Genomic DNA, 26,186 nt, shown 5'->3' with positions numbered 1-26,186 from the left:
CCAACGGGAGGAAGCGCGTGGCGCAGTGGAATGACCTGGTCGCCTACATCAGGCAGACCTACCGGGTGATCCGGGACGACCCGGGCGAAATCCGGATCCGGGTCCTGTTCGGCGACGACGCGGAGACGACGGGACGAGCGCAGGTCGTGGTGATCGCCCGCGAGATTTTCGACCAGCGCGAGGACTGGGTGCAGATCGCGACCCCGTTCGCCCGGGTGGACGAGGTGGATCTGCACGCCGTGCTCACCGAGGTAGGCCAGTCGCTGGTGGTCGGCGGGCTCGTGGTGATGGGCGAGCACGTCGTGCTGCGGCATTCGCTGCCGCTGCTGAACCTCGACCTCAACGAGTTCACCGATCCGCTCGAACTCGTCGCCGGTTCGGCCGAGCTGCTGGAGCAGCAGTTCACCGGGCGTGACGACTACTGAGCCGCGCGGACCACGAAAAAGCGGGGCCCTGATCCGATCAGGGCCCCGCTTTTCGTCATCTCAGTACAGCTGCGTAACGGGAGCCTTCGGACCGTCCACCCTGGACTGAACACTCGGCTCGACCGCGGGGCAATGCTTGCCGCGACCGGGGTTCGTCCCGTCGAGGAGGAAGGCGTCGGCGGCGTCGATGACGCACTGGCTCTTCTTGAAGTACGCCCCGTGGCCCCAGCCCTCGTAGGTGACCAGCGGTGCGCCGGACTGCCGCGAGGCTTGCACCGCCCAGCTGTACGGCGTGGCCGGGTCGTAGCGGCTGTTCAGCATCAGCATCGGCACGCCCGGCCGGACCGACAGCGGATGCTGCGGGTTGCGCACCGGACCCGGCCAGCTCGCGCACCCGGCCGCCGCGCTCCAGCCCAGCGGTGAGAAGTGCAGGTCAGGCGACACCTTCGCGAGCGCGCGGCGGTAGCTGTCGAGCTGCGGATAGCTGGTGACCGGCAGCCGCCAGTCCGAGCAGAAGATGCTGTTGAACGGGTTCGGAATCGGGATGTCGTCCTTGGCGAAGGACGCCTCGGCCGGCTTCCCGTCGCGAAGGTCGACCAGGCTCTTCGCGAGCTTGCCCCAGGTGGGGCCGTAGAAATTCTGCGAGACGAGCCCGACGAGCGCCATCGGGTCGAGCTTGTCGTCCGGCGTGCCGAGGTCGCCGCGTTCGGCGCGGGCGTACAGGTCCGCCATCACCGCGCTGACGTCCTGGCCGTGCAGCGCGCACGACGTCGTCCGGTCGCACCAGTCGGAGAACTGCTCGAACAACTCTTGCGTGGCCTGGGTTTCCGTCTTCAGGAACTCCCAGGTGCTGCGGATCGAGTGGTCCATATTGCTGTCGAGCACGAGTGCGCGCACCCGGTCCGGGTACGTCTCGGCGTACTGCTGGCCCATCAGCGTGCCGTAGGAAACGCCGTAGTAGGTCAGCTTCTGGTCGCCGAGCGCGGCGCGGATCGCGTCCATGTCGCGCACCACGCTGCGGGTGTCGGAGTGGGTGGCGAGCGGTCCGGTGATCCGCTCGCAGCTGCGCCCGAGCGCGCGGTTGTACGCGAGCAGCTGCTGGAATTCAGCGGAATTCTTGGGCAGTACGGGATTTTTCGCGGTGATCTCGTCGAGCCCGCACTTGATCGCGGTGCTTTCCCCGACGCCGCGCGGATCGAACCCGACCGTGTCGAACCGCGCGGCGATCTTCGGCGACAGCGTCCAGCCGCCCTGCACCTCGCCCGCGCCCGCGCCGCCCGGCCCGCCGGGGTCCATGAGCACCGAACCGATCCGGTGCGCGGGATCGGTGGCCTTGCGCCGCGCGAGCGCGATCTGGATCGTCCCGTCGCCGGGCCGGTCCCAGTCGAGCGGCACGGTGAGCTTCCCGCATTCGACGCCCTGCCCGGTCGGGCACGGCTTCCAGTCGATCGGCGCGGCCGCGGCGCTCGCCGGTGCCGCGGTGAACAACGCCGTCGCCGCGCTGACCGCGGTGGCGGCGACGGCCAGTTTCCTGCCCAGACCCAATGCCTTGCCCCTTCGGCGTGAACTGGAGACGTCAGAGTCCTCGATCTTGCCAGAAGGTGAGCGGTGCCACTAGTGCGGGTTTAGTGTCCTTTGTGGACGGTGTGGGTGCTGGCCAGATGTACCTGGAAGACAAGCGGAATCAGCCCATCGGGGGTAGCCAGGGCGGGAGCTTCGGCGAAAAATGCGGCTTTCAGCTTCCGGGAGGCGGATTCGCCGAGCGGGAAGAGGTTGTAGGTCACCGAAACGAAGTCCCAGGCCTGCTCGAGCGACCCGCTGAAGTCGATCGCCTCGGTGCGCCACCGCACCGGGGCGAATCCGGCCGGGCCGAGGATTTCGTCCACTCCGGCCTGACTCCTGGTGCGCTTGTCGCCGAGCCGGGGGAGCTGCTGCTCAGCCGGGACTTCGGCGAGGATTTCCCTGAGCAGCTTGCCGAACAGTGCATACGCCTCGTTGCCCGCAGGCCCGCCGCCAAGGACAAGTGCGAGCTGCCCGCCTGGCCGCAGGACGCGTGCCAGCTCGGCGGCGACCTGGTCGATTTCGGACATCAGCATGAACGCCATGTGCGACACGCAGGCACCGAACGCGTTGTCCGCGAACGGCAGCTGCTGTGCCCGCGCTTCCACCACCGTCGCCGGACGTTGCCTGGCAAGGGCAAGATCCGTGCTCGACACGTCGATCCCGGTCGCCTGATATCCGCGTTCGGCAAGCAGGTCGAGCAGGAATCCGTCGCCGCAAGCCAGATCGAGCACGGGTCCGGCATCGGCGATCTCGTCCCGCAGCAGCTCGTAACTCGACCGTCCGTCCGCGCTTCGCCCGTCGCCGAAACTGCGCGAGGTAACCGCCGGATGGCTTGTGTGGAAGGCACGAAAGAAGGTTTCTCGCTCGGACCTGGTCACTCTCCCAACTTACGCACCGGCGCGAAAACCCGCCCGCTCTTTGTAGAATCGCCGGATGGCTGACGTGGTTCCCGATCGGCGCGAGGCCGAGGTCTGGTGTTCCTACCAGCGCGTGCAGCGGGTGCTCGGGAGCGCGCTCGACCGGCAGCTGGAACGCGACGCCGGCATCTCCGGGGCCGATTACGCCCTCCTCGTCCCGCTCGCGAACGAGCCCGGCGGCGTGCTGCGGATGCGGGAACTCGGCGCGCTCGTCGAATGGGACCGCAGCCGGCTGTCGCATCACGTGAGCCGGATGTGCAAGCGCGGGCTGGTCACGCGGGAGAACTGCACCGAGGACGCGCGCGGGGCGAACGTTCGGCTCACCGACGCCGGGCGCGCGGCGGTCGAGTCGGCCAAGGAGCAGCACGGCGAACTCGTGCGCCGGTACTTCTTCGACCAGGTCAGCGGTCCCGAACTGGAGCTGCTCGGCCGCGTCTTCTCCCGGATGCTCACCCGGCTGGCCGAGGACTGACCGAGGCCGTCAGCGCTCCGTGCGGGCGCGGTAAGCGGTGCGCCGCAGTGTTGCGGCATCGCCTACCGACCCAGGGGAGCAGAGATGACCAGCAAGACCGTTCTCGTGTCCGGCGCCAGCGTCGCGGGCCCGTCCGCCGCCTACTGGCTGCACCGTTACGGCTATTCGGTGACCGTCGTCGAGGCCGCGCCGCGGCTGCGGCCGGGCGGGCAGGCAGTCGACTTCCGCGGCGAGCAGATGAAGCTCGTCAAAGCGATGGGCCTGCTCGACGACCTGCGGGAACACGAGACCGCGCTGCGCGAGCAGGTGCAGCTCGACCCGGCCGGACAGCCCGCCTTCACCCTGCCGAGCGGGTTCACCAACGGCGAGCTGGAAGTCCTGCGCGGCGACCTCGCCCGCATCCTCTACGACCGCACCAAGGACTACACCGAGTACGTCTTCGGCGACCGCGTCACCTCACTCGCCGAGACCGCGGACGGCGTCGACGTCACCTTCCGCCACGGTGCCCCGCGCAGGTTCGACCTGGTCGTCGGCGCGGACGGCATCCACTCCGGTGTGCGGACGGCCGCGTTCGGTCCGGAGGCGAAATTCCGCACCGACCTCGGCTACCACGTCGCCGGCTTCACCGCGCCCAACCACCTCCGCCTCGACCACGCAGGTCTGCTCTACAACGAACCCGGCCTCGGCGCGATCGTCGCCAGCCACCTGGACCCGGAGACGGTCACGGTCGGCCTCACCTTCCGCGGCGACCCGGACGGGTACGGCCGCCCCGATCTGGCCCGGCAGAAGGACATCGTCAAGACGGTCTTTGCCGGTGCCGGATGGGAACTCCCGCAGCTGCTCACCGCCGTCGACGACGCGCCTGACCTGTACTTCGACACCGTCGGCCAGATCAAGCTCGACAGCTGGTCGCGCGGCCGGGTCGTGCTGCTCGGCGACGCTGCCTGGTGCGCCGGGCCGGGCGGATCCGGCACCGGGCTCGCGATGATGGGCGCGCAGGTGCTGGCTGGAGAACTCGCCGCGGCCGGCGGCGACCACGCGACCGCGTTCGCCCGCTACGAGCAGCGGCTGCGCAAACCCGCCCGCGTCGGACAGCGCAACGGTGCCGGTTCGGGCGACTTCCTGGTGCCGGCCACCGAGGAGAAGCTGCGCAAGCGCAATCAGATGTACCGTCGGCTGTCCGGTCCGATCGGCCGCCGCGTCTTCGAGTACATGGGCAACCGCGCGGCGAACGCGGTCAAGTTCCGCGAGTACCCGCAACCTCGCGCGCACGCCTTGCCTTGACGCTGAGGAGAAGGTTTAGCGTCGAAGACATGCGGATCGGCGAACTAGCCCAACGAGCTGGGACCACCACGCGGGCCCTGCGGTTTTACGAGGCGCAGGGCCTGCTCCCCGCGGCGCGTGCGGCGAACGGCTATCGCGAGTACGACGAGGACGACCTGCGGCTGGTCACCGAAATCCAGACGTTGCGCACGGTCGGGTTCAGCCTCGACGACACCCGCCCGTTCGTCGACTGCCTCCGCACCGGCCACGACGCGGGCGACGAATGTCCCGCCTCGGTCGAGGTGTACCGGCGGAAGCTGGACGAGGTCGAGGCCTGTATGCGCGACCTCGCCGCGGTCCGCGCCGCTCTGCTCGACAAGCTCGCCGCCGCCACCGCTCGCGCGGCCGACCCATGCACTGCTGAATCCGAGGAGTCCCGATGACCACCGACGCCACCTTCGCCGCCGAGGTACTGGAGCACGACCAGCCCGTTCTGGTCGATTTCACCGCCGACTGGTGCCCGCCGTGCCGGATGATCGCGCCGGTGCTCGCCGAGATCTCCGCGGAACGGCCCGGGCTCACCGTGCGCGAGCTGAACACCGACGAGAATCCCGAAACCATGCGCGCCTACCAGGTGATGGCGCTGCCGACGCTGATGGTGTTCCGCGACGGCGCGCCGGTCGCGAAGTTCGTCGGCGCGCGGCCGAAGGCGAAACTTCTCGCGGAATTGGACGATCTTCTGGGCTGAACCGGTGGATTTCCTCGTTTGCCCGGTGGTCCGGTGACGGAACAGGTACAAAGAGTGCACGACTTCGGGGAGCCGTGCCATGACTGCTTTCGTGCGCTCTTACCTGTTCCTTCGCCGCGCCATCGGGGTGCTGGGGATCCTGCTGCCGATCGTCGTGATCGCCGGCAAGCAACTGCTGGAGGGCGGCGGCTTGCTCGGCTCGCTCAGCGGCTACTACTACAGCGATCTCCGTAACGTCTTCGTCGGCACGTTGTGCGCGATCGGCGTGTTCCTGATCGCCTACCGCGGTTACGGCCGCGTAGACGACATCGCGGCCAACATCGCCGCGGTCGCCGGGATCGGCGTCGCGCTGTTCCCGACCCAGCCGGTCTCGCCGACGCCCACCCAGCACGCGATCGGTGTCGCGCACCTCGCGTTCGCCGCGATCTTCTTCCTCACCCTCGCGTTCTTCTGCCTCTTCCTGTTCACCAAGGACGACGGTGCGCCGACCAAGCGCAAACGTTCGCGCAACGCCGTCTACCGGACCTGCGGCATCGTGATGCTCGCGTGCCTGGTGCTGATCGTCGTCAACGGGCTGTTCTTCAGCGCCGCCACCGCGGACCTGCATCCGACGCTCTGGCTGGAGTCGCTGGCGGTGTTCGCGTTCGGTTTCGCGTGGCTGACGAAGGGCCAGACGCTGCTGGGCGACGTGCCCCAGCCGCAGTCGCAGCCTCAGGCGAGCTTGCCGTAGGCCTCCGAAACCTGGGTGAGCCAAGCGACTTCGGCGGCGAACGTCTTCGCGTCGTGGTCGTCGAACGCGCCGTTGTCCTGGCTTTCCGCCGGGGTCACGCCGGAGGTTTTCGCCTCGAGCGCCTGCCGGATCTTGCGGGCCTCGGCCATCGCCTGGTCGCCGTCCGGGGAGTCGGCGCGGTCCATGTACGGCCGCAGCGCGCGCCAGCCGTCGCGGATTTCGATCACCCGGCGGTGCAGCCGGTAGTGCAGATCTGACCAGCGCCGATCGGTGTCGCCCGCGGTCGGCGGTTCGAGCGCGATGTCCGGCGAGGATTCGTACAGCGAATGCCACAGCGGGTAGAGCGCGCGGTAAGAACGGTAGTTGCGCTGCCACCGCGCGAGCGACGACACGTGCTCGCCCCACGACGGCATGGTCAGCCCGAACGACACGATCGCGATGCCCACCGCGCTGAACACCGACGGCAGGATTGCCCACGCGCCGAGATGCCAGCCAAGGATCGGGCTCACGATGTTCAGCGCGCGCGTCGCGCAGTAGAGGAACAGCACGACCGCGCCGACCGCCAGCGTCCGCAACGTCCGGCGCAGCCACACCCGCGACGTGCTCCGCGCGTACGGGAGGCACTGCAGGTAGATCGTCACGCACGGCACTGCCTGCGAAATGATGAACAGCAGCAGATACGTGAGGATCACCGGGTCGCTGCTGCCGACGGCGAACGCGGTCCCTGGCGTGCCGGGCTTGTTGCCGATGAAGAACAGCGCGATCAGCACCACGAACAGGGCCGCGCCGGAGAAGATCCACGCCCGGATCCGCGTGCGTATCTCCGACGGCGGATTCGCCCACAGCATCAGCAGCAGCTGCGCGCTGATGCAGTACGCGACCGCGGCCAGGTGCAAGATCAAGATAGCGAGATTGGGGATCCCGAACAGCGAGCCGATGCTGAGCGAGATCGCGCCGAGGGTGAAGGTGACGCACTGCAGGATCAGCGTCGTCATCAGCACGATGTAGGCCGGGTCGCGCCACGACCGGCGCATCGAGAAAAGCTTGTACAGCAAGGCCGCGTACGAGGAGACCGCCGACAACGAGAACAGGATGATCTTCAGGGTGTTCACTCGCGCCCCCGGAATGCGGTCAGTGCCCGGCGGGCGGAACGGTGTGCGGGGCAGCGTTGGCGGAAATGTCCACGATCGGCGACCATACACCACCGCGAGTGGCGGAACTAGGGCCGGAAAACTGGTCCTGGCCTGGGGTAATTCCGAGTGGACAGCCGGTGTCGGCGTCCTGCTCGAGATCCGCTGGGGCGGACTCGCCGGTGAACGGCGGGCGGCCGGGTCGTGAACGGCCGCAACGGGATGCGCCGCTGGTTAGGGTGTCGGCCATGGCTCTTCAGGTGGTGATCGGATTCGGACCGGCGGGAGCGGCCACGGCTGCGCTGCTCGCCGGCCGAGGAGAACAAGTCCGGGTGATCAGCCGTTCGCCGAAGGAGGACGAACCGGGGCTGGAGCACGTCGCGCTCGACGCCGCGGACCAGGACGCACTCGTCGAGGCGACCGAGGGCGCGGCCGCGATCTACAGCTGCGCGAGCCCGCCTTATCCTCGGTGGGCGACCGATTGGCCGCCGCTGCAGGCCTCGATCTGCGCCGCGGCCGAAGCGAATGACGCGCTGCTCGTGTCGCTGGGGAATTTGTACGGGTACGGACCAGTCGACGGCCCGCTCACCGAGAATCTGCCGCTCGCGGCCACCGGAACCAAGGGCAGGGTCCGGGCTTTGCTGTCCGAACAGCTGCACGCAATGCACGACGAGGGCCGGTTCCGCATGGTCGAGGTGCGTGCCTCCGATTTCTTCGGTCCCGGAGTGACCGACGGCGGCCATCTCGCGGCGCGCGTCGTGCCTAACGTGCTGCGCGAACAGAAGGTGCAGGTGTTCGGCGATCCGGACGCCCCGCACAGTTGGAGCTACATTCCCGATGTCGCGCGGACTCTGGTCGCGGCCGGGCGGGAAGAAAAGGCTTGGGGCAGGACGTGGCATGTGCCGACTGGTCCGCCGAGGTCCGCCCGGGTGATGGTCGCGATGCTGTGCGAGGCGGCCGGAGTCGCTCCGGTGGCTGTGCAACGCCTTTCTCCGACGTTACTGAGAGCGGGCGCGCTTGTTTCATCCATGTTACGCGAGTTGCGGGAGGTCCGGTACCAGTTCGACCGGCCGTACGTGCTCGATTCCCGTGCCGCGCAGGAGTTTTTCGATATCGCGCCGACTAAGGAGAAAGATCAATTCGCGGCGACCGTGGCCTGGTGGCGTGATCGCTTGGCTACCGTGAGTTGAGTTTTCTGTGCATTCCTCGCGCATATTGCCCAATGCCCTTGAAAAACCGGGTAAAGACGGGCAATCTCGGTGTCGACTGGGTGGGAATCGGCACGAGGAAGTCATGCCATGGGGTCTGCAGGATCTGGGTGGGAAGAATCCGAAAATAACCAGGCCATCGCCGTTGTCGGAATGGGCTGTCGTTTTCCGGGGGCGCGCAACGTCAACGAGTACTGGGATCTGCTGAGCGAGCCCAAACCGCAGTTTCGGCGAGTGCCGGATTCGCGGTGGCGGCGCGAAGCGTTCTACAACGACGATTTCCGGGACAGCGCGGCGGTCTACTCCGACCGCATGGCGCTGCTCGACGGCGTCGGGGACTTCGACGCCGGGCACTACAAAATCCCGCCGCGGCGGGCCAAATCGCTCGACCCGCAGCACCGGCTGCTGGTCGACCTGACCCGCGAGGCGCTGCAGGACGCGGGCTGGGAGGCCGAGGGGTTCGACCGCGACGACACCTCGGTGATCATGTCGCTCAGCGACAGCGGCTACCGCGACATGAGCACGCTGCACCTGCGGCTGAAGCAGCTGATCGGCGGCGAGTTCGGCCGTCCCGGCGATCCGGCGATGGCCGAGGCGGCGTCCGCGGTCAGCGGGCTGCACGCCACCGCGATGGCCGGGCTGCTGCTGAACATGGGGCCGAGTTCGATCAGCAACGTCTTCGACCTGCACGGCGAGAGCTACGCGCTCGATTCGGCCTGTTCCGGCGGGCTCACGGCGGTGGCGAACGCGGTGTTCGCGCTGCGTGCGGGCCGGTGCCGGATCGCGGTCGCCGGCGGTGCGCAGCTGATCCTGGCCCCGGACCTGTTCGTGGGCCTGTGCCGGATCGGCGCGATCTCGCGCACCGGCGAATGCCGTCCGTTCGACCGACGGGCTGACGGCTTCGTGCTCGGCGAGGGGGCCGGGGTGCTGGTGCTGCGTCCGCTCGCCGACGCGCGGGCGGCGGGCGACCGGGTGTACGCGGTGATCCGCGGCGTCGGGCTGTCCAACGACGGCGCGGTGAAGGGCGGCATGATGCCGCAGGAATCCGGGCAGCTGCTGGCGCTGCGGCGGGCCTACAAAGACGCGGGCGTCGACCCGGCGTCAGTGGGCTTCCTGGAAGCACACGGCACCGCGACCGCGGTCGGTGACGACGTGGAGATCAGCGCGCTGACCGAGCTGCGCCGCGGTGCGGAAAATTCCGCGTATCTCGGTGCGGCGAAGTCGGTGGTCGGCCATTCCCTTGGCACCGCTGGCATCGCCGGTCTGATCAAGTCCATTTTGGCCGTCCACAAGGGACAGATCCTGCCGCAGCCGGAGTTCGAGCCGGCTGAGCATCTGTCGCTGCGGGACGCCGGGCTCCAGGTGGCTGGGCGGGTCACTCCGTGGGAGAGCGACGGCCCGCGCCGGGCAGGAGTGAGCGCGTTCGGCTTCGGCGGCTCGAACGTGCACGTGGTCGTCGAGGAAACGGCGCAGGAAGCTCCGGGCGAGGAGACGCCGCGGCTGCTGCTGCTCACCGCGCGGGACCGGGCCGGGCTGGCGCGGCACGCCCGCGAGATGGCCGAGACGCTCGGCCGCGAGAATCCGCCGCTGGCCGCGGTCGCGGGCACCCTCGCCCGCCGGACGCTCTTCCCGGAACGGCTGGCGGTCGCGGCGGACGACATCGCGGACGCGGTCGCCAAGCTGGTCGACGCGTCGGTCGCGCTCGAATCCGGGCAGTCCGGCGAGCTGGTGCCAGGCGTGTTCGCTGGCGTCGTGTCACCGGGGGAGGAACAGGTCGAGGACGGCGCACCGGCAGAGCTGGCCCCGCGCGCCGTGACTGGGACAGGGCTCCGGCCGGTCGCGGAGGGCCTGCCGCGCTGCACGCTGCCGCCAAGCCCGCTCAGCCCGCGCCGGCACTGGGTCGTCGACGACGCGAAGCTCGCCAAAGCGCAGACGCTGGAGCCGCTCGGCGCCACCGCCGCGCCGGTCGAGGAGGCAGAGGAGACGACGTCCGCGCGGGACGTGCTGGCTGTCGTACTCGAAGAAGTCGCGCGGACAACGGCGTTCCCGGTCAGCGAGCTGTACGCCGGGCAGTTGCTCGTGGACGACCTCGGCTTCGACTCGCTGATGCTCACCGAGCTGGAAGGACGGCTGCGCAAGCGGTTCCCGGACCTGCCGTTGGAGGTCGAGCAGTCGGGTGCGCTGACAGTGGGCGCGGTAGCCGGAATGCTCGCTCCCGCAACGGCTTTGGTGCCCGCTGCGGCTCCGCCGGCCGCTCCGGCTCCGGCGTGGGACCCGGCGAGCGCGGCGATCGAGGAGTTCCCGGAGGCGGCGGCGATCGAGGCGAGGTTGAAGGAGTTCGACGACCTCGGCGTGCCGAATCCGTACTTCCGCAAGCATCAGGGGCGGATGGACGCCACGACGTCGGTTGCCGGGCGGGAGTATTTGTCCTTCTCCAGCTACAACTACCTTGGGCTGGCTGGGCATCCGGCGGTGACCGCGGCCGTGCATGAGGCTGTCGATCGGTACGGGACTTCGGTTTCCGGCAGTCGGTTGCTTGCTGGTGATCGTGATTTGTCGCGTGATCTGGAGACCGAGCTGGCCGCGTTCCTCGGCGTCGAGGACAGTCTGGTGATGGTGAGCGGGCACGCGACTAACGTTGGGGCGATTGGGCATTTGGTCGGGCCGGGCGATCTGATCCTGCATGATTCGCTGGCGCACGACAGTATTCTGCAGGGCTGTGCGCTGTCGGGGGCTACGCGGCAGCCGTTCCCGCACAATGACACTGCGCGGCTGGAGGATGTGCTGCGGCGGTCGCGCTCGCGGTTCCGGCGGGTGTTGATTGTGGTCGAAGGCGTTTACAGCATGGATGGGGATGTCGCTGATCTGCCTCGTCTTATCGAGTTGAAGCGGCGCTATGGGGCGTTGCTGATGGTTGATGAGGCGCACAGTATCGGCACGATGGGGCCGCGTGGGGCTGGGGTGGGGGACCACTTCGCGGTTGACCGGTCTGGTGTTGATCTGTGGATGGGGACGTTGTCGAAGTCGCTGGCCGGGTGTGGCGGGTATCTGGCTGGGTCGGCTCGGACGGTGCGGTGGTTGCGGTATTCGTTGCCTGGGTTTGTTTACAGTGTGGGGATTACGCCGGGGAATGCGGCTGCTTCCCTTGCCGCGCTTCGGGTTTTGCAGGAGGAACCGGAGCGGTTGGTGCGGTTGCGGGATAATTCCCGGTTGTTTCTTCGGTTGGCGACGGAGGTTGGGTTGCCGACGGGGTCGGCTGGGGATACGCCGATTGTGCCTTGTGTGGTGGGGGATTCGGATACCACGTTGAAGCTGGCTACCGCGTTGTATGAGCGGGGGGTTGTGGTGGATCCGATTTTGTATCCGGCTGTGGAGGAGGAGTTGGCTCGGTTGCGGTTCTTTGTGACCAGCGAGCATCGGGAGGATCAGGTGCGGTACGCGGTGGGGACTGTGGCTACGGAGTTGGCTCGGTTGCGGGGGCGGTGACGGCTCGTCGCCCTGGGGGGCGACATTGCGCCGGGGTGGTTGTGGGGCACCCCGAAGCTTGATTGTGATGACGGTCTGAGGGTGCTTGTCAAGGCGGGAAAGATGCCTTGACAAGCACCCTCAGACCGCATTTTGGCTTCGTATCGGGGTGCGGGGGTGGTATGGGTGCACGGCTGGGTGGGTGCGTCGGTGGCGGTTTCGGGCGGGTCGTGGAGGACTCCTTGAGGGAATCTAAGTCCGTGAAGGCGGCCCTCACGGACGGTTCCGACCCGCTAGAGGAGGGAGCGTTCGATCCGGTCCATCGGCTTTTCCCCTGCTTTGGGGGTTTCGGCGATGGGTTTCGCGGGGGTGCCCATGCGTTCGGACAGCAGGAAGGCGATGATCTCGGCTTCCTGTTCCTGTGCGTCGTCGTAGGTGGCGCGCATCAGCATGTCCCGGACGATGTCCGGGTCCAGGTTGGGGAACAGCGAGCGGGCGCTCTCGTCGTCAAGGAGACCCGAGCCGCGATGGCAGCAGATGATGTGACCCAGCTCGTGCAAGATGATGTGCTCCTGGTGCGCCCCGGTGGTGTTGGCGTCGAAGAAGATCAGGTCCTCGCCCCGTGCGGCTACCCACATGCCGCACGGGTGTGACGCGGGCATCGGCAACGGCACTAGGGTGATCGGCCGTTCGCGGATCTCGCCAAGGCGCGCGCAGAGCGTGGCCAGGTCGTATTTCGGCGGCAGGTCGAGTTCGGCTATCCGCCGGGCGCCTTCGTCGCGCATCCGGCGCAGCTGCTCGCGCCGCTGCGGGGCTTCGGACGGGGTGCCGGTCACCGCGCCGCTTCGTCCGTGACCGGGGGCAGCCCCTGCATCTTGCGATATTGGTCCATGATCGTGGTGATCGCCTGGAGGTTTTCCTCGCGCATGCCCGCCGCGCGCATCGCGACCGCGCGGACGCCTGCCTGGCGCATCGCCTCCACCGCGGCCAGTTCGGACAGCACGGAGCCGGCGACCTCGTCGTCGAAGAAGTACGCGACGGACACGCCGAAGAATTTCGCCAGCGCGGCAAGCAGTTCCTGGGAGGGGTTGGTGCGTTTGCCGGTGCGTAGCTGAGACAAGTACACCGCGCCGACCTTCAGCTCCGGCGAGACCCGCTTCAGTTCGGCCGCCACCTCGGCGTTCGTCCAGTGCTTGCCTTGCGGGCGGACGGTGCGGAAGAGGTCGTCGAGTCTGGAGGCCAGGGTGGGCCGGGCATCCTCCGGCCGGGTGTCTTCGGACATGCTGCTACGCCCCTCCAGTTGCAGCTGATTGCTCTCAGCTAAGGCGACTATCTCAGATTAGCTCACAGTTGACAATCGCCGGAGGGCTCCACAAGACTGTGCCCCGACGAGATAGCTGGTGGCTAACTCGCCACATCCGGGCAGGGCGGCAGGCGTAGTACCGGCCCGGGGCGACGCTGGGGGTGTCGCCCCGCTCGGTCCGCCGGGGCCGGGCCCGGAGGCAGCGCACGTGAGCGCGGGCTGCCTCCGGGCCGGCGCACTACGCCCGTGCTTCAGGTCGGAAAGCCGCTGGCCGCACCGTGATCGCGCATGGTTCGCGGAGGTGTCGGTGGATTGCGGAGTTGATCAATACGGCGGTCACGCACGGTTCGCGGAGCTGATCAGTAAAGCGATCGCGGACAGCTTGCGGAGATGCGACGGGACTGGGCCGACGGCACCGGTGGGCTAGCCATCACCCACCGGCACCGCGACCGCGCCAAGCATGCGGAGGTGTCAGCGAACCGCTTCCGGACCGGCGAGCTGCGCCCATTCGGCCGCCCACCGCGCCGCGCGCCGGTGGTCGAGCACTCGCCGCGCCACCCAGAACGCGCCGGCCAGCACGGCGACCACGCACAGCCAGCAGAAGGCCGCGACGAGCACGCCGTTGGTGACCGCGTCCGCGTGCGTCAGCGGGGCGGTGGTCTGCTTGCCGGAGTTGTCGAGCCAGATCTCGGTGGTCGAGCCTTCGGTCGCGGCGGCGCTGGGCACCGTGATGACGCCGGTCCGCTGCGCGCCGTTCGGCGGCTTCCAGACCGCGTTCACGCGCGCGGTGTTGGCGATCGGCGCGCTGTCGCCGACGGAAGCGGCTGGCTGCGTCGCCGTCGTGAGCACTGTCGCGGTCACCTGGTGCCGGGACTGCAGCTGCGCTTCCGACGCGGCGGTCTCCGCGTCGATGTCCGCGCTGCCGATCATCATGGCGAACGGAATCGCGACGAGCGCGATCAGCGTGACGATCCCGGCGAGTACGCCTTCGATCCGATCCGACCGGCGAACGAGCGGGTTGCGCACGGCGCCGAGCCGTCGGAGCAATCGTTTACCAGGGTGTGGTGGTCTGCCTGCCCGAGTCCTGTTCCGCATGGCTCCCATGGTCCTCTTTCGCGCGCGCGAGCGCTGTGTCCCGCACAACGTTTTTCACGTTTTTCCTGGGGATCCGGTGTGTTCCTGCTTACCTCCGGGACAGGGGTTTACCCATGTGGGTGACGACGAGCGGCGGTTGTCGCTCGTGAGTGGTCCAGGCCAATGTCTCGCGGGCGGGGTGCGTTGCCGGGGACGGGTGTTTCGCCGGGCAGGCGCGCGGACGGGCGCGCGTCGGGCGGATGTCTGATTCGCGTGGTTTTGGCTTGGCGGGTAAGCGATCTTGCGGTCCTGGGCGGCCCGGAACGCGGGCGGCTCGGACAGGCGTGCCTGTCCGAGCCGTCGCGAAATCGCAAAGCCTGGAACAATCCCGATATCCGAGAGGCATTCAGTCGACGAGCCGAATCGTCGCGGTAGAGCTGTGCGTCCGCCGCCGGGTGATTCCGTGCTCGGCGACTATTCCGAGTTGGATGCTGCGATCGGCGGGGGCCCAGTAGCCCGTGCGCACGAAATAACCGTCCATTGTGCAGAGCCGGTTCGCGCTCTTGCGGGAACTGATCGGTTCCCAGCCCCATTGCCGTCCGCTCTCCTCGACGCCGTTGCGCCGCACGTGCAGCCGCGGGTTCCCGATCTCCCGGCAGTACGCGCTGCCGTCGGCGATGTACAGCACGCCGTCGATCTTGTAGAACCGCTTGCCGTCCAAAAGGCTCACCTGGCCGGACAGGGTGAAGTGCACCCGGCCGCCATTGGCGCCGTCCATCGTCCAGTCGAGACAGAATTCCTTCGTCGGAACCTCGAGCGACTGGGTCATGGCCGTATCTCCTTTGCTCGCATGCCGGAGCGTCCAGGAAAATATAAGGAGAAAACGGCTTCCCGGCAGGTATCGGGAACCATTTTCACCCAAAGAGGCCCGGCGACCACGCATCGTGTTCGGCACCCGATTAATCGGTGGAATTACCGCCGATGGGGTATCGCGGGCACGATAAGTTAATTCGCCTTACCCGAAACCGGTGGCCGTCCGCGGGCGCCGGGGCCGCCGGATCGCGCGGGCCGTGTCGGCAGCGTGACATCTCCCATGACGCTTGTCATAGTCACGGCCGTGTGCCACTCTCGGTTTATGACGACTGTCATGACCGCCGTGCGACCGGCTACCGCCGGTTCCGTGGCCGACCTCGTCCGGGCCTGCTCGCCGGAATCGCTGAGCCGCCGCTTCACCCTCGGCGGCGCGATCGAGCCGGAGGCAGTCCTTGCCCGGTACCAGCGGTTCCTCCTCGCCGGCACCGCGCTCGTCGCCGAGGCCTCGGGCGCGCCCGCCGGACTGCTGAACGCGGTTCCGGAGGACGACCGCCGCGTCGAGCTGGGGCTGCTCGTCGCCGACGGCTGGCAGCGGCGGGGCATCGGCCGCGGCCTGGTCGGGCTGGCCGCCGAGCGGTGGCGCGGTTGGACGTTGCACGCCACGGTGCAGGAGGGCAACGTCGCCGCGGAAGGATTGCTGCGGGCGTGCGGGTTCCGCTTCGTCCCGGGGTACGGCGGAGAGAACGAGTACGAGCTGACAGTCACGGAGGAGACGCTCGATGACGGAACGGCCGGCGCGCGACCGGATGGTCTTCAGCGCTGCGCAGTTGCTGCGTACGCAAGGTCTGAGCGGCACTGGGATGCGCGAAGTGGTGGCGCATGCCGAAGCGCCGCGGGGGTCGCTGCAGCACTACTTCCCGGGCGGTAAGGAACAGCTGTTCGGCGAGGCCATCGACTGGGCGGGCCGTTACGCCGCGCGCCGCGTAACGCGCGCGATGGACTCTCTCGACGACCCGACGCCGTCCGCGCTCTTCGCCGCCGTTGTCGAGCAGTGGCGCCGAGAGTTCATCGAGATCGGGTACGGCGGCGGTTGTCCGCTGGTGGCCACAGTCACCGACACAGCGGCATCGAGCGAACCGTTGCGCGAGCGCGCTAACGACGCGTTCGTTGAGTGGCGGAAGCCCATCGTGTCCGCGTTGGAGCAGATGGGCGTACCGGCGGCGCGCGCTGCTTCGTTGGCGGTGCTGATGATCAGCGCGCTCGAAGGTGCCGTGGTGCTGGCGCGAGTGGAGCGTTCCGTCTCGGCGCTCGACACCGTTGTCGAGGAACTCGGTCCGGTTCTCGACGCCGCTGTGGACAAGCGCCGTCGTCGCTAACGCCTGTCGAGCTTCGCGCGCAACGTCTGGACAGTGTCCGGGTCGTGCAGCAGTTCGGCGAAGTGCTTACTCTCCGACTCCATTCGCTCTTCGACACTCGTGTCGGTGCGGTCGTGCAACAGCGCGCGCGTGGTCGTCAACGCGCGCACTGACCGTTCCGCGAGTGTCGTCACGCGTTCCGAGACCCGCTTACTCAGCGCTGTCGCGTCCGGGAGCACTTCGTTGACCAACCCGAGTTGCGCCGCTTCGGCCGCCGGGAGCCGTTCTCCGAACAGCAGTAGCTCCGTCGCCCGCTGTGGACCGACGCGGCGCGGTAGGGCGTAACTGCTGCCGAACTCCGGCACCAATCCCAACGGGACGAACGGGAACTGCAGGTAGCTGCGTTCGGTGGCGTAGACGAGGTCGCAGTGCAGCAGGAGGGTCGCGCCGATGCCGACAGCCGGACCGTCCACCGACGCGACCACTACAGCCTGCGTTGCGAGCAATGCCTCTTGGAAGACTCGCGCAGGAGTCTTCGTACTGTCACCGGCTTCGTGCGCGAGGAAGTCGCCGAGGTCGTTGCCTGCGGTGAACGCGCCGCCAGCTCCGCTCAGTACGACGATTGGGGTGCGGACAGCGTCGAAGGCGTCGGCGAGGGCGATGTACATCGCCTTCGTGAGCGCGTTCCGCTTCTCCGGACGGTTGATGGTGACGGTGGTGACCTGTCCGTCGACGGTCGTCTCGATGCTCATTCACAGCTCCGCAACGGCAGCGAGCAGCAGATCGACCTCCGCTGCAGTCGTGTACGGCGCGATGCCCGCGCGTACGGCACCAGTGTCGCCAAGGCCGAGGTGCCGTGCGCACTCGATGGCGTAGAACGTCGAAGCAGGCGCGTTGATCCCTTGCGCACCGAGGCGTTCGTACACCGCCTGCGGGGTGAGACCGGTGACCGAGAACAGCACTGTCGGCGTACGGTGCCGCGTCGGCGAGCCGTAACGCACGACGCGCGGCAGAGCAGCGAGGCCGTCCTCCAACCGCTGCAGCAGTGCTTCTTCATGCGCTTCGAGCGCCGTCAACGACGTACGCAAACGTTCGCGGCGGCTGCCTTCGCTCGGCACTAGTCCGGCGAGGAAGTCGATAGCTGCGGTCGTGCCCGCGAGCAGTTCGTACGGCAACGTACCCAGCTCGAAGCGCTCAGGAACGGTGTTGCTCGACGGCAGCAGCTTGTCCGGCTGCAGTGTCTCCAGGAGGTCCGGCGCGGCTGCGAGGAGACCAAGGTGCGGGCCGAGGAACTTGTACGGCGAGCAGGCGTAGAAGTCCGAGCCCAAAGCCGCGATGTCGACCGGCGCGTGCGGCGTCAGATGCACGCCGTCCACGTAGCTGAGCGCGCCCGCTTCGCGCACCGCGTCGGTAATCGCCGGGATGTCGGGCCGGGTGCCCAGCAGGTTCGACGCCGCAGTGACCGCGACCAGCCGCGTCCGGTCAGTGAGCAGCGAGGTGACCGCTGACGTCGGCAACTCGCCCGTCGTGGGATCGAAGTCCGCCCATCGGACAGTCGCGCCGCGCGCCTCGGCAGCCTGTACCCACGGCCGGACGTTGGCGTCGTGGTCCAGGCGGGTGACCACGACCTCGTCTCCTGGTCCCCAGTTCTTCGCGAGTGTGCGGGAGAAGTCGTACGTCACCTGGGTCATGCTGCGGCCGAATACGACGCCTTCAGGGCGTGCACCGAGCAAGTCAGCGACGGCTTGGCGGGCTTCGCGCACGACGCCGTCCGCGCGGCGCTCCGCCGCTGTCACGGTGCCGCGGTTCGCGATAGCGGCGCAGAGAGTCGAGGACACTGCTTCGCCGACTACGTCCGGTACCTGGGAGCCGCCAGGTCCGTCGAAGTGGGCGGCGCCGCCCTCGAGCGCGGGGAAATGCTTGCGGATCGCGTTCACGTCGTAGGCCACGGCTGCCAGCTTGCCTGATCCCCGGGCGAGTGTCGTGCTCCGCGCGGGTGCGATCATGCCGCTGTCCCGTTGCCCTTGGAGAGGGGTCCGCCGGTGCTCGCCGAACAGGTCGAAAAGCTGCTCGCCCAGCCGTTGCCGTGGCCGATCGTGCAGGCAGGCGACCCAGTGCTGCGCGCCGCCGCGCGTCCGTACGAGGGCGAGCTGAGCGAGGAAATGCTGTCCGCGCTGATCGAAGGCATGAAGGAAACCATGCGCGCGGCACCCGGCGTCGGCCTCGCCGCGCCGCAGATCGGCCTGTCGGTCCGGATCGCCGTCGTTGAGGACGGTGCCCGCGAACGCCCCGGCGTCGCCGAATCCACTCTCGCCACCCGCGGAATCGTCCCGCTGCCGTTCCGCGTGCTGGTGAACCCCACGTACACCCGAGTGGGCGACGAAACCGCCGCGTTCTTCGAGGGCTGCCTGAGCGTGCACGGCTGGCAGGCTGTGGTCGCGCGAGCCCTGCGAATCCGGCTTCGCGGCAGCGACGAAACTGGCGCGGCACTGGACGAGGAACTGTCCGGCTGGCCAGCGCGAATCGTCCAGCACGAGACCGACCATCTGCACGGCATCCTGTACCTGGACCGAGCCGAGTTGCGCTCGCTGTCCACGCACGAGGCCGTCGCTCGCCGCTGGACCCAGCCGACCCCCGCCGATGCCGCCCGTGAACTGGGCTTCGACCTCCCCTGACCTGCTTGGCTCCGGTTTTTGTCGGTGCCCGCTGATACGTTCCGTCCCAGTCGCCCCGCCCGGGGCCCGCCACTGGGGAGAACCTCATGAACTCGTTGCAGGACAAGGCAAAACTCTTCCGCGAACTCCACGCCGCCGACGTTCTGGTGCTGCCCAACGCCTGGGACGCAGGCAGCGCGGTCGCCATCGAACGCGCCGGCGCCCCCGCGATCGCCACCACCAGCGGAGGCGTCTCCTGGGCCCTGGCCAAAGGCGACGGCCAACACCTCACCCGCGCGGAAATGCTCGCGGTGATCGCCCAGATCGCGGCAGCCGTAGAACTCCCGGTGACGGCGGACGTGGAAGGTGGCTACGGCCTAGCCCCTCGGCTGTCGCCGAAACCGTGACCGGAGTCGTCGAAGCCGGTGCGGTTGGCGTGAACCTGGAAGACTCCCGCGCCGGAACCGCCACCCTCTTCACCCCAGACGAACAGGCAGAACGCTTCACCGCAGCCCGCGCCGCCGCCGCGTCGGCCGGCCTGGCGGACCTGTGGCTCAACGCCCGGACCGACGTATACCTCTTCGGCATCGGCGAACCCGCCGGCCGCTTCGCCGACGTGCTGACCCGAGCCCGCGTCTACGCCGAGGCTGGAGCGGACAGCATTTTCGTGCCGGGTCTGGTGGACGTCGAGGTGCTGGCGGACCTGGCGAAGTCCTCGCCGATCCCGGTGAGCGCCATGGCCGGACCGGGCGCGCCCCCAGTCTCGGACCTGGCAGCGGCCGGGGTGCGCCGGGTGAGCGTAGGCACGTCGATCGCCCAGGCGGCATACTCCCTGGCCCACCACGCGGCGGCCGAGGTGCTGAAGCAGGGGACGTATGGGGAGGTGACTGGCGCACTGGACTTCTGGAACGGTGAACGGCTGGTTCAACTAGCGACTGCTAAGCCTGGGACGAGGCGGCTGTCGGGCGCGGGATGAGGCTGCGGAGCACGAGAGGGAGGCAGCGGAGCGCGGGATGAGGCTGCGGAGCCGGGGCCGACCACGTCCACTCCGACCGCAGCCCAGTCGGCCAGCTCGACGACGTCCAATCCAGCCGCAGCTCAGCCGACCGGCCCAAACCGGGCTCACCCCGCGACCAGCCACTCAGCCCGAGCTGCCCCATCCAGCCCGAGCCGACCCATTCCGGTTGCGGCGCGGCCGACCGTGCCCCCGTGACTACCGCCGAGTCCCAAACCAGCCCGCCCACCGCAATCGCCGCTCGGCTGACCGGTCCGAACCCGGCTCGCGCCGCGATCAACCGCCCGGTCCGAGCCAGCTCCTCCACCCCAACCGCCGTTCAACCGGCCAGGGCCGAACTCGGCTCGTCCCGCGATCAACCACCCAGCCCGAGCCAGCCCACCGACCCCAACCGTCGCGCAACCGACCAGGCCCGATCCCGGCTCGCGCCACGGCCAACCGCCCAGTCCGAGCCAGCTCCTCCACCCCAGCCGCCGTTCAACCGGCCAGGCCCAAACAGGGCTCGCCCCACGGCCAACCGCCCAGTCCGAGCCAGCTCATTCAGCCCAACCGCCGTTCAACCGGCCAGGCCCAAACAGGGCTCGCCCCGCGACCAACCGCCCAGTCCGAGCCAGCTCCTCCACCCCAGCCGCCGTTCAACCGGCCAGGGCCGAACCCGGCTCGTCCCGCAACCAACCGCCCGCCCCGTTCCAACTCCAGCAACCGTCGTTTGCAGTCGATCCCCGCCGCGTAGCCGGTCAGTGAGCCGTCGCTGCCCAGTACTCGGTGGCACGGCACCACGATGCCGATCGGGTTGCGGCCGTTCGCCAGGCCGACCGCGCGGGACGCCGTCGGGCGGCCGATCGACTCCGCCAGCTCTCGGTAGGTCGTCGTCTCGCCGTACGGGATCTGCAGGAGCGCCCGCCACACCGTCTCTTGGAAAGGAGTGCCGCTGAAAGCTAATGGAAGATCGAACTCGACTCGCTTACCGGCGAAGTACTCGTTCAGCTGACGGGTCGCCGCGCCGAACGGGCGGTTGTCTCGGTCGCCGAAGGCGGCGCGGGGCGGGCGGTATTGCTCGTCGCCGATGTACAGGCCGGCCAGGCCGCCGTCGCGGGCCATGAGGGTCAGTGGGCCTTCTGGGCTGTCGATGACGGTGTGCACCACGGTCATGCCGATTCCTCCACCTCAGGAATCCGGTTGATCGGGTGGTCGCCGGTCGCCCAGAGGTGCTGGACCGCGTACGCGCGCCACGGCTGCCACCGGCTGGCGTGGGCGATCAGTGCGGCTGGACTCGTTGGCAGGCCTAGGGTTTCGGCGGCGATCTTCACGCCTAGGTCGGTCGCGACGAAGGCGTCTGGGTCGCCGAGGGCGCGCATGGCGATGCTTTCCACCGTCCACGGGCCGAAGCCGGGGAGCGCGGCCAGTTGCGCGCGGGCGTGGACCCAGTCGCCGCCTGCGGTGAGGTCGACGTCGCCGGAGGTCAGCGCGGACACCAGGGCAAGGAGGGTGGTGCGGCGGGTCTTGGGCATGGCCAGGGTTTCCGGGTCTAGGTCCGCTAACGCCTCGGGCGACGGGAAGAGGTGCGTCAGGCCGCCTTCCCGGTCCTCGATCGGGGTGCCGTGCGCCAGGACCAGCCGTGCGGCGTGGGTGCGGGCGGCCGCGGTCGAGACCTGCTGGCCGAGGACGGCTCGGACGGCGAACTCGGCTGAGTCGGTCGTGCGCGGGACGCGCCTGCCCGGGGCGGTGGCGACCAGGGGAGCGAGGGTCGGGTCCGCGGCGAGCTGCTCGTCGACCGCTACTGGGTCGGCGTCCAGGTCCAGCAGCCAGCGGCAACGGCTGATCGCGGCGGCGAGGTCGCGCAGGTCGGTGAGGCTCAGGCGGCACGCGACGTGGTCCGGCTCCGGGCGGAGCGACACCACGCCGTGGCCGTTCGGCAGTCGCAGGGTGCGGCGGTAGGCACCGTCGCGCCATTCCTCGACGCCCGGCACCGCGGTGGCGATCAGGTGGCCGAACAGGTTGTCCGGACACAGCGGTCGACGGAACGGCAGCCGCAGCGAAAGGACGCCCGGTGACTTGCTCCGCTTCCCGCCGCGTACGCGGGAGCGCAGCTCGCTCGGGGTCAGCGCGAAGACTGCCCGCACGGTTTCGTTGAACGTCCGGATGCTGGAGAAGCCCGCTGCGTGCGCGATATCGCTCATCGGCATCGTGGTGGTTTCGATCAGCAACCGGGCGGTCTCGGCGCGCTGCGCCCTGGCGAGCGCGAGCGGTCCCGCGCCCAGTTCGGCCTGCACCTGGCGTTCCACCTGCCGCACGCTGTAGCCCAGTCGCGCGGCGAGGCCTTGCACGCCTTCGCGGTCGACGACCCCGTCGCCGATCAGGCGCATGGCGCGCGCGACGACGTCGGCTCGTTCGTTCCACAGCGGCGAACCGGGCGATGCATCGGGGCGGCAGCGTTTACAGGCGCGGAATCCGGCGGCCTGTGCGGCGGCGGCGCTCGGGTAGAAGCGCATGTTCTCGACCTTGGGCGGCACCACCGGGCAACTCGGCCGGCAGTAGATCCCCGTGGTCAGCACCGCGGTGAAGAACCAGCCGTCGAACCGGTCGTCCTTGGACTGCACCGCGCGGACGCAGCGTTCGGTGTCCTCATACACGCCGACCAGTCTGCCCCGGAGGTCCGGCTAAACCTCGCGAAAAAACGACATCACCCTGGCGGGGCAACTGGCTCGCGAACCGCCGCCCGGGTGTCGACGACGGACAACCGGCACACGAGCCCGGTCAGGCCGCGATGTCCCCGGGTGAAGATCATGAACACCAGATGCGCCAGCAGCCACAGCGACGTCCACCCGGAATCCAGCCCGACCAGGATGAAGTAGCCGCCCGAGCCGACGAGGAACCGGACGATCGACTGCAGCACCGAAGGCGGGCGCCCGTCCGCGCGCACGACCGTCAGCAGAACTGCCCGCTGACCAGGCGTCGCGCCGTTGCCCGCCAGTGGTACGAGCAGAAGGAGGACCGCGGTGGGCACCCAGCGGCCGAGGATCTCGTCGAGCAGCGTGTTGTTCTGCAGCGTGCCCTTCGTGACGTACTGGACCGCGAGCGCGATCATGCTCAGCACGACGCCCAGCAGCGTGACCGCGATCAGGTCGAGCACCATGCCCAGCAGTCGCCGCCGGGCGACGACGGGACGCGGTTCGTCGGCTGGACGCAACCGGCCGGAGCGACGCAGCACGGGGGCGAGGAGCGCGCCGACCGCCGCGCCGGCGGTGTTGGCCATCAGGTCGCCGGTGTCGAACAGCCGGTACGGGCATTCCATCAGGAACCACACGCCGGTCAGTTGGGTCGTCTCGATGGCGAGCGACACGAAGAACCCGCTGACGATGGCGAATCCGATGCTTCGCTCGAACATTCGCCGCAGGAACACGCCCCACGGCACGAAGAACGCGACGTTGAACAACACCTGGCGCAGCGCCGGATTATCCAGCAGGCCAGTGTTGAACTGCTTCATGTCGTCAAGGAACTGGAGCGGGTTCCAGACCGGATGCCGCAGCGATTCGTGTGCCGCGCAGTACGCCGCGTCGATGTCGGGCAGCGGCAGCAACGTGTAGGTGACGAGCGCGAAGCAGTACACGAGGAACGCCGGTGCGGCGATGGCGCGGAGCAAGCCGAGTTCGCCGCGTTTGCGATAGCTGATCGCCACGTACGGCATTACCAACACGAATGCCAGCCCGAATCCGGCGAACACGGCGATCAGCGTGGGACCGCTCCACTGAGTCATCGTTCCTCCACCCGGTGTGAGCGCACAGGCTAGCGGGCGGCAGTAACCTGAGCACGCGGGAAGGAGGCGCAGTGGACGACGACATCGAAGACAACGCCGACACCGGAGTGCTGGATCCCGAGGACACGCTGGAGGACACCGACCCCTACGACGAGGGTTACTCGCCGCCGGAACGTCCACTCGCGACTCGAGACTGGGGCACCACGGCCGCCGAAGAGGCCGCCGGGGAAAGCTGGTCGGGCCGGCTGGCCCGGGAACTCCCGGACATCCGCGCGACCGACGGCGACGGCCTCGGCGACACGGACGACACCGACGGCGAACTGGTCGACGACGAGGTCGGCGACCGCCGCGCGGGCCGACTGGTGGCCACCAACGCGGGCTTCGGACCGGACACCGAGGACGAGTTGTACGCCTCGGACATCGGCATCGACGGCGGCGCGGCGTCGGCTGAGGAAGCCGCTGTGCACGTGGTCAATCCGCGGGACTGGTGACCACGCTCAGTCCGCTGGCTCCCCGATCCAGACCGACGCCGGAAGCACGTACGGCCGCAGCAGTTTGACAAGGTCCGCGTCCCCGCCGCCGTGCAGGGTTTCCTCGGTCAGCCGCCGGGCGACTCCGGCCAGGAAATCGGCTGCCTGGACCCGCGGTTCGGACTTCGAGTCGACGAATCGCCACCGCGGCACCGGGTCGAGCAGTTGCGCGAGCCGGGCCGGGGTGAGGGACGGCTGCTCGTCGTGGATGACGTTTTCCGCACGCCAGAACGCGATCGTGTCGGCGAGGGCGGGCATCAGCGGGTCGAGCGGTGGGACGAGACCGGGGTCGGCGAGGAGTTCGTCGCGCAGCGCGGTGACCTGTGGGCGGGCCGCGACCAGATCGCCGAGGACGTCCGTTTGAGCGAAGAACTCGTCGGGAGTCGTCGCGGGAAGGCGGCGGTTCGAGGTACGCAGCAGTCCGGTGAACGAGCGCAGGAACTCATTCCAGCGGCGGGAGCCGTGGACGCGCGGGCCGTCCCGATGCAGGGCGCGAGCGCGGGCGTCCGGACGGCGGCGCAGACATTCCGGATAGGGGGTCTGGTCGACCAGCAGATCGATGATTTTGCCCGCGAGGAACAGGGCCTTGTCGACGAGCAGCACGCTGGCGGCGTCCGCGAGAGCCTCGGTGAGCAGCCACTCTAGTGCGCCGCGGTTCTTGGCGCGCAGGAGATGGTTGGCTTTGTACTCGAGCGCGGGGGAACCGATGAGTTCCCGAAGCCGCGCAACACATTCGGCGGCGGCCGCGGGTTCCAGCCGGACGGCGGCATGCGCGAATACCGCGGTGTTCGCGCCGATCAGGTTCACGCCCTCCGCCCCGGACTCGTCGCACGCGATCGTCGGCGGCCGCACACTGTCCGATCCTGCCAGACCCGCGAGACGGTGGCGACCCCGTTTCTCCAGGGGACCCCTGAGGTGGATTCCCGGATGTGCCGGAGGCCCTCGAAGTTTCACCATGAAGGGGACGGAGGGAGCCGGTCATGGTGCTCGTCGAGGAGGACGTACACGCACTGGACGACGTGCGGCGCGGGATGGTGGTGGTCCACAACGGATTCGTCGGGGCCGCGGAGTGCTACCTGTGGTCGGTCGGCGGACGGGTCCCGCAGTGGGAAACGGTGGCGATGGACCGCCTGCGCCGCCGGGGCTTGGTGAAGATCGCCCGCCGCCGGGGCGCACCGGCGAGTCCGGTGGTGCTGACCGACCTGGGGGCCGCCGCGGCTTGAGTCCTTTGTGGACGCTGCGCGGTGGTGCCGGGCTGGGGTCCAGGCCGACTGCTGGGGTTGCGGACGCGGCGGTCTGGCAGGCGATCGGCGGGGCCGGAGCAGGCGGGTACCGGCCCTCGTGGTGGTGATCGGCCGAGTCGCCACTCGAGCAAGGCGGGCGCGGGCGGGTTTCCTGCCGGAGGTTTTGGCGAGCGGCAGTCGCTTGCTTCGCGGAGTTCCGGGCGAGGTTCGAGAGCGATTGCCGCCACAGGCTCAGCGCAAGCCGTCCGGGCATCGCCGCCGCCCCAGTTGCTGGTCGATGCACCGGCCGCGCAGGGAGTCGGGTGAAGGTGCAGCGAAGGTCCGGCGGCGGGGAGGGCCGGGTGAAGGTGCAGCGGACGGAATCGGCTGAAGGCCTGGCCGCGGAGGGAACCAGTCGGGCCTAGCGGAGGCGAGCGGCGAGAAGCGGACGGAACCGGTTGAAGGCCTAGCTGCCGAGGGATCGGCGCGGGGCGGCGGAGGCGCGCGGCCGGAAACAGTCCCTGGGCACCGGGGCCGGTCC

Annotated in this window: 25 protein-coding genes and 2 pseudogenes; 14 read left to right on the top strand and 13 right to left on the bottom strand. The window is 68.9% G+C overall.

Annotated features, from left to right (window positions below; genetic code table 11):
* Window positions 1–17: 17 nt before the first annotated feature.
* Window positions 18–425, top strand: coding sequence for a hypothetical protein (locus tag RPX00_RS02930; protein WP_406637201.1), 408 nt, complete (start codon window positions 18–20; stop codon window positions 423–425).
* 60 nt (window positions 426–485) lie between these two features.
* Here the strand turns inward: RPX00_RS02930 and RPX00_RS02925 are convergent, their stop codons facing one another.
* Both RPX00_RS02925 and RPX00_RS02920 read right to left on the bottom strand, forming a co-directional pair.
* Window positions 486–1,970, bottom strand: a complete 1,485-nt coding sequence (locus RPX00_RS02925; protein ID WP_406637200.1) for an alpha/beta hydrolase — start codon at window positions 1,968–1,970, stop codon at window positions 486–488.
* Window positions 1,971–2,050: 80 nt separating this feature from the next.
* A complete protein-coding gene (locus RPX00_RS02920; protein ID WP_406637198.1) occupies window positions 2,051–2,866 on the bottom strand; it encodes a class I SAM-dependent methyltransferase in 816 nt (271 codons plus the stop codon).
* 55 nt (window positions 2,867–2,921) lie between these two features.
* Between RPX00_RS02920 and RPX00_RS02915 the strand changes: the two genes are divergently transcribed.
* From RPX00_RS02915 to RPX00_RS02895, 5 genes are all read left to right on the top strand, one after another.
* Window positions 2,922–3,377 (top strand): MarR family winged helix-turn-helix transcriptional regulator, encoded by a 456-nt coding sequence (locus RPX00_RS02915; RefSeq protein WP_406637197.1) that lies wholly within the window; start codon window positions 2,922–2,924, stop codon window positions 3,375–3,377.
* Window positions 3,378–3,461: 84 nt separating this feature from the next.
* Entirely contained in the window at window positions 3,462–4,661 is a 1,200-nt protein-coding gene (locus RPX00_RS02910; RefSeq protein WP_406637195.1) for an FAD-dependent monooxygenase, read from the top strand.
* 29 nt (window positions 4,662–4,690) lie between these two features.
* Window positions 4,691–5,083: a MerR family transcriptional regulator gene (locus RPX00_RS02905; protein ID WP_406637193.1), complete on the top strand. Its 393-nt coding sequence runs from the start codon at window positions 4,691–4,693 to the stop codon at window positions 5,081–5,083.
* Entirely contained in the window at window positions 5,080–5,388 is a 309-nt protein-coding gene (gene trxA, locus RPX00_RS02900) for a thioredoxin (RefSeq protein ID WP_406637191.1), read from the top strand. Before RPX00_RS02905 ends, trxA begins: the two co-directional genes overlap by 4 nt.
* Before the next feature lie 79 nt (window positions 5,389–5,467).
* Complete coding sequence (locus tag RPX00_RS02895) at window positions 5,468–6,118, top strand: DUF998 domain-containing protein (RefSeq protein ID WP_406637189.1); 651 nt, start codon at window positions 5,468–5,470, stop codon at window positions 6,116–6,118.
* On the opposite strand, the gene RPX00_RS02890 is transcribed toward RPX00_RS02895, so the two are convergent.
* Complete coding sequence (locus RPX00_RS02890; RefSeq protein WP_406637187.1) at window positions 6,100–7,230, bottom strand: MAB_1171c family putative transporter; 1,131 nt, start codon at window positions 7,228–7,230, stop codon at window positions 6,100–6,102. The genes RPX00_RS02895 and RPX00_RS02890 overlap by 19 nt on opposite strands.
* Before the next feature lie 266 nt (window positions 7,231–7,496).
* Between RPX00_RS02890 and RPX00_RS02885 the strand changes: the two genes are divergently transcribed.
* Together RPX00_RS02885 and RPX00_RS02880 are read left to right on the top strand one after the other, a co-directional pair.
* Window positions 7,497–8,438 carry an NAD-dependent epimerase/dehydratase family protein gene (locus RPX00_RS02885; RefSeq protein ID WP_406637185.1) on the top strand — a complete coding sequence of 314 codons (942 nt, stop codon included), beginning with the start codon at window positions 7,497–7,499 and terminating at the stop codon, window positions 8,436–8,438.
* A 108-nt stretch (window positions 8,439–8,546) separates the two neighbouring features.
* Window positions 8,547–11,942: an aminotransferase class I/II-fold pyridoxal phosphate-dependent enzyme gene (locus tag RPX00_RS02880; RefSeq protein ID WP_406637183.1), complete on the top strand. Its 3,396-nt coding sequence runs from the start codon at window positions 8,547–8,549 to the stop codon at window positions 11,940–11,942.
* Between the two features lie 272 nt (window positions 11,943–12,214).
* Here RPX00_RS02880 and RPX00_RS02875 read toward each other — a convergent pair whose 3' ends face one another.
* The 4 genes from RPX00_RS02875 to RPX00_RS02860 all read right to left on the bottom strand — a co-directional run bounded on the left by RPX00_RS02875 (window position 12,215) and on the right by RPX00_RS02860 (window position 15,127).
* Window positions 12,215–12,757 carry a toxin gene (locus RPX00_RS02875; RefSeq protein ID WP_406637181.1) on the bottom strand — a complete coding sequence of 181 codons (543 nt, stop codon included), beginning with the start codon at window positions 12,755–12,757 and terminating at the stop codon, window positions 12,215–12,217.
* Window positions 12,754–13,203 (bottom strand): helix-turn-helix domain-containing protein, encoded by a 450-nt coding sequence (locus RPX00_RS02870; RefSeq protein ID WP_406637179.1) that lies wholly within the window; start codon window positions 13,201–13,203, stop codon window positions 12,754–12,756. The genes RPX00_RS02875 and RPX00_RS02870 overlap by 4 nt, the downstream gene beginning before the upstream one ends.
* 492 nt (window positions 13,204–13,695) lie before the next feature.
* Window positions 13,696–14,250: a hypothetical protein gene (locus RPX00_RS02865; RefSeq protein WP_406637177.1), complete on the bottom strand. Its 555-nt coding sequence runs from the start codon at window positions 14,248–14,250 to the stop codon at window positions 13,696–13,698.
* 454 nt (window positions 14,251–14,704) lie between these two features.
* Window positions 14,705–15,127, bottom strand: coding sequence for a hypothetical protein (locus RPX00_RS02860; protein WP_406637175.1), 423 nt, complete (start codon window positions 15,125–15,127; stop codon window positions 14,705–14,707).
* A 318-nt stretch (window positions 15,128–15,445) separates the two neighbouring features.
* Here RPX00_RS02860 and RPX00_RS02855 point away from each other — a divergent pair, with 318 nt between their 5' ends.
* Both RPX00_RS02855 and RPX00_RS02850 read left to right on the top strand, forming a co-directional pair.
* Window positions 15,446–16,039: an N-acetyltransferase family protein gene (locus RPX00_RS02855; protein WP_406637173.1), complete on the top strand. Its 594-nt coding sequence runs from the start codon at window positions 15,446–15,448 to the stop codon at window positions 16,037–16,039.
* A complete protein-coding gene (locus RPX00_RS02850) occupies window positions 15,972–16,487 on the top strand; it encodes a TetR/AcrR family transcriptional regulator (protein ID WP_406637170.1) in 516 nt (171 codons plus the stop codon). Before RPX00_RS02855 ends, RPX00_RS02850 begins: the two co-directional genes overlap by 68 nt.
* On the opposite strand, the gene RPX00_RS02845 is transcribed toward RPX00_RS02850, so the two are convergent.
* Together RPX00_RS02845 and RPX00_RS02840 are read right to left on the bottom strand one after the other, a co-directional pair.
* A complete protein-coding gene (locus tag RPX00_RS02845) occupies window positions 16,484–17,218 on the bottom strand; it encodes an enoyl-CoA hydratase-related protein (protein WP_406637169.1) in 735 nt (244 codons plus the stop codon). The two genes, RPX00_RS02850 and RPX00_RS02845, sit on opposite strands and share 4 nt — an antisense overlap.
* Entirely contained in the window at window positions 17,219–18,415 is a 1,197-nt protein-coding gene (locus tag RPX00_RS02840) for a cysteine desulfurase-like protein (protein WP_406642740.1), read from the bottom strand. It abuts the gene before it with no gap.
* A 93-nt stretch (window positions 18,416–18,508) separates the two neighbouring features.
* Between RPX00_RS02840 and RPX00_RS02835 the strand changes: the two genes are divergently transcribed.
* On the top strand, window positions 18,509–19,141 hold the full coding sequence (locus tag RPX00_RS02835) for a peptide deformylase (RefSeq protein WP_406637167.1): 633 nt from the start codon (window positions 18,509–18,511) through the stop codon (window positions 19,139–19,141).
* 86 nt (window positions 19,142–19,227) lie between these two features.
* Window positions 19,228–20,096: pseudogene (locus RPX00_RS02830) on the top strand (isocitrate lyase/phosphoenolpyruvate mutase family protein).
* A gap of 717 nt (window positions 20,097–20,813) precedes the next feature.
* On the opposite strand, the pseudogene RPX00_RS02825 reads toward RPX00_RS02830, so the two are convergent.
* The 3 genes and pseudogenes from RPX00_RS02825 to RPX00_RS02815 all read right to left on the bottom strand — a co-directional run.
* Window positions 20,814–21,287 (bottom strand): annotated as a pseudogene (locus tag RPX00_RS02825) (methylated-DNA--[protein]-cysteine S-methyltransferase); the annotation flags it as partial.
* On the bottom strand, window positions 21,284–22,768 hold the full coding sequence (locus RPX00_RS02820; RefSeq protein WP_406637165.1) for an AlkA N-terminal domain-containing protein: 1,485 nt from the start codon (window positions 22,766–22,768) through the stop codon (window positions 21,284–21,286). The gene RPX00_RS02820 and the pseudogene RPX00_RS02825, both read right to left, overlap by 4 nt.
* 50 nt (window positions 22,769–22,818) lie before the next feature.
* Window positions 22,819–23,892 carry a VanZ family protein gene (locus tag RPX00_RS02815; RefSeq protein ID WP_406637163.1) on the bottom strand — a complete coding sequence of 358 codons (1,074 nt, stop codon included), beginning with the start codon at window positions 23,890–23,892 and terminating at the stop codon, window positions 22,819–22,821.
* Window positions 23,893–23,963: 71 nt separating this feature from the next.
* Between RPX00_RS02815 and RPX00_RS02810 the strand changes: the two genes are divergently transcribed.
* A complete protein-coding gene (locus RPX00_RS02810) occupies window positions 23,964–24,383 on the top strand; it encodes a DUF5709 domain-containing protein (RefSeq protein ID WP_378313735.1) in 420 nt (139 codons plus the stop codon).
* Between the two features lie 6 nt (window positions 24,384–24,389).
* On the opposite strand, the gene RPX00_RS02805 is transcribed toward RPX00_RS02810, so the two are convergent.
* Window positions 24,390–25,274 (bottom strand): DUF3800 domain-containing protein, encoded by an 885-nt coding sequence (locus RPX00_RS02805; protein ID WP_406637161.1) that lies wholly within the window; start codon window positions 25,272–25,274, stop codon window positions 24,390–24,392.
* A gap of 128 nt (window positions 25,275–25,402) precedes the next feature.
* On the opposite strand from RPX00_RS02805, the gene RPX00_RS02800 reads away from it, so the two are divergent.
* Window positions 25,403–25,645: a hypothetical protein gene (locus RPX00_RS02800; RefSeq protein ID WP_406637159.1), complete on the top strand. Its 243-nt coding sequence runs from the start codon at window positions 25,403–25,405 to the stop codon at window positions 25,643–25,645.
* Window positions 25,646–26,186: the final 541 nt, after the last annotated feature.

Source organism: Amycolatopsis sp. WGS_07 (assembly GCF_045278895.1).
Taxonomy (GTDB): Bacteria; Actinomycetota; Actinomycetes; order Mycobacteriales; family Pseudonocardiaceae; genus Amycolatopsis.
This window is presented reverse-complemented; position numbering and strand designations above follow the sequence as displayed.